Origin of the sequence: Acinetobacter sp. CFCC 10889, from assembly GCF_003268395.1 — a bacterium.
GTDB lineage: Bacteria > Pseudomonadota > Gammaproteobacteria > Pseudomonadales > Moraxellaceae > Acinetobacter.
Map to the genome: position 1 here is coordinate 1 of NZ_LQXQ01000135.1, position 2,561 is coordinate 2,561.

Below are 2,561 nucleotides of genomic sequence, written 5' to 3' on the forward strand. Positions count from 1 at the left end.
AAATTTAAAGTTTTATATAGCTAGCTTATTTAATAATTAATAGTAATTAATAATTAAGTTAATTAATAATTAAGTTGATATTTTTCATTTAAAAACAATACCATATCAGCTTTAAGGTGGAGGGTTTGTCATCTTAAAGTGGAAGAGTTGTCTTCTATAAGTGGAAAGATGATCACTTAAAAGTGGAATATATGTCACTGTAAAGTGGAGTATTTGTCACTTAAAAGTGGAGTATTTGTCACTATGGTGGAATGTTTTTCACTGTTAATTATAAAATATATGTATTATCATTTAAAAAATATATAAAACAATTATTTATGATGTTGATAACTTAATGAATTTAAGTGCAAGAGTGGAAAAAAAATCACTTACAAAAATAATATTGTGGATAAAGTTGCAAGGCTTTTTTTTACTACACCATTTTTTGATATATTCATTGATCTAAGAGTGGAAAGAATTTCACGCACTCACCCTAGAATGCAGATATTTTGTTCTTATGACTAAACTCGATATTTTTTTTCAGTGATCTGCGTTTTTAAAGGTGGAAAACTTGTCATATCGAAATAGGTTAATTGATTATTTAAAATCCATTATGGGTGTTTATTCATCAATCCGTATTTCTATAAAGAATCAAAAACATCTAAAAGTGGAGTGTTTGTCATCTTGGAGTGGAATTTAAAAATATATTTCCACTTTAATGGATTTTTACCTAAATTTGGTGACAAGTATTCCACCTTAGGTTTTTTTAGGTGAAAGTGTTGAATCTTTTTCCACTTTTTTATATAACATGCATAATCAAGTTAAGCACACTTAAAATAGTTAATACACTTTATGTCAGAACTAAGCCATAACAAAGAAGAGCTGGATTCAATCCCGTACTGCATAGGTAATATTCGTCACAATGGGGTTGTAAGTACTAGCAATCGTTTGATACGACCTATTGAATTGTCAGCGAATGAATATAAAGCACTTTTATATGCGATGGCTGTTGCCAATTACGGTGAGAAGAATCATATCGATAAAGAGATTAGTGAACAAACATACATCTATCTGTATAAAGATGATTTAGCTGAATTACTGGGATTAAGTAAGCGAAATTCAATTAATGTAGCCATTGATCGAATTTACAAAGAACTTTCATCCCGTGTGGCGCACTTTGTAATTGAAGAACCTGTAGATGATATAAAGAAAAAGACTAAAAGAGTTCACTCGGTTGTCCCTATTATCCGTGAGTTAAGATGGGAAGATGATTCAAAGAATGCACTTCAAATCAGATTTACCAGTGAAGTATTACCTTACTTTACTCAATTAGCTGGTGGTAATTTTACTACATACCAACTAAAACATTTATTTGCTCTAGATTCAGTTGCAAGTATGAGTCTTTATACCTATTTCATAAAAAACGAATTCAAATTTAAGACTCAAGAAATCTACGAAGTTCCATTATTATTAGAGAATCTCAGAGCTCTAATTGATATAAATGAAACTAAATATGACCGTTGGGTCGATTTTCGACGTTATGTATTAGATAAAATTGTAGCTGAAATTAATGAAAACACCGATCTACAGTTAGAATATGAAACAATTAAAAAAGGACGCCCTATTGTAGGCGTAAAATTTAAACTACATCATCGTGGTTTTGAAAAGCCTGTAATTGAAAATAAAAAGGCCGAAAAATTAAAGATCTACTTAGATGTTCCATTTGAAGATAATGCTGAGGTAAAAGATCTAGGTGCAAAATTCGATACCACTGTACGTTCATGGTATATTTTTAATGATGATGCTAATTATTTACAGCTTGAAAAGTGGTTTAAGACTGTAGGTTGCCTCACAGACTCTCAAGCAAACGTTGTTATCAATGATTCATTATTTCAAATGGATTTTGCTGAAGTTGGAATGAGCTTAAGTGACTTTAAGAGAAAAATGAAAAATAAATTGAAAACTGATAGTAAATTTGTGGAAGACATCAAGGATCGTCTAAATGAAATTTTCGGAAAGGATATTATCTAGGAGTGTAGCAACTTGCTACACTTTTATCGGCTATTCTTAGTTAAAGAAACCACTTATAACTTTAATTAGTAAAACAGTTATATTGAACGTTCATTTCAACAGAGATGGATCCGGAAATTTGAACAACTCCTATAATTGATATTCTGCTCCTCAAATGATGTTATAAACATCAATATATGGAGTATTTTATGGCACGTAGACCAAGAAGAAATCATTCAAACGACTTTAAGGCTAAGGTAGCACTTGCTGCGATCAAAGCAGAAAAAACACATGCTGAATTGAGTTCTGAGTTTAATGTTTATCAAAACCAAATTATTGACTGGAAAAATCAATTGATCTCAGCTTCCTCACAAGCTTTCGATCAATCAAAAGCTCCATCAGAACCCCCCATTGATCTTAAAAAGTTACATGTAAAAATCGGTGAGCAGGCATTAGAAATTGATTTTTTAGAAGGTGTGTTGAAGAAACTGGGCCGCTTCAACCACAAAAGTTAATCGACGACTCACTTTAGATTTCAGTATCTAAGCAAGCTAAGCTGCTGAAAGTCTCCC

1 protein-coding gene and 1 pseudogene are annotated in these 2,561 nt (G+C 31.2%); both read left to right on the forward strand.

The annotated features are described in order from the left end of the window. The first annotated feature begins 831 nt into the window (after positions 1–831). Positions 832–2,010 (forward strand): replication initiation protein, encoded by a 1,179-nt coding sequence (locus tag AVJ19_RS20890; RefSeq protein WP_111861408.1) that lies wholly within the window; start codon positions 832–834, stop codon positions 2,008–2,010. Positions 2,011–2,186: 176 nt separating this feature from the next. Continuing rightward, positions 2,187–2,518 (forward strand): annotated as a pseudogene (locus AVJ19_RS20895) (transposase); the annotation flags it as partial. Positions 2,519–2,561: the final 43 nt, after the last annotated feature.

Excerpts from the sequence above, each read along its gene's own strand:
- AVJ19_RS20890 (WP_111861408.1), top strand. The coding sequence starts at position 832 with ATGTCAGAACTAAGCCATAACAAAGAAGAGCTGGATTCAATCCCGTAC.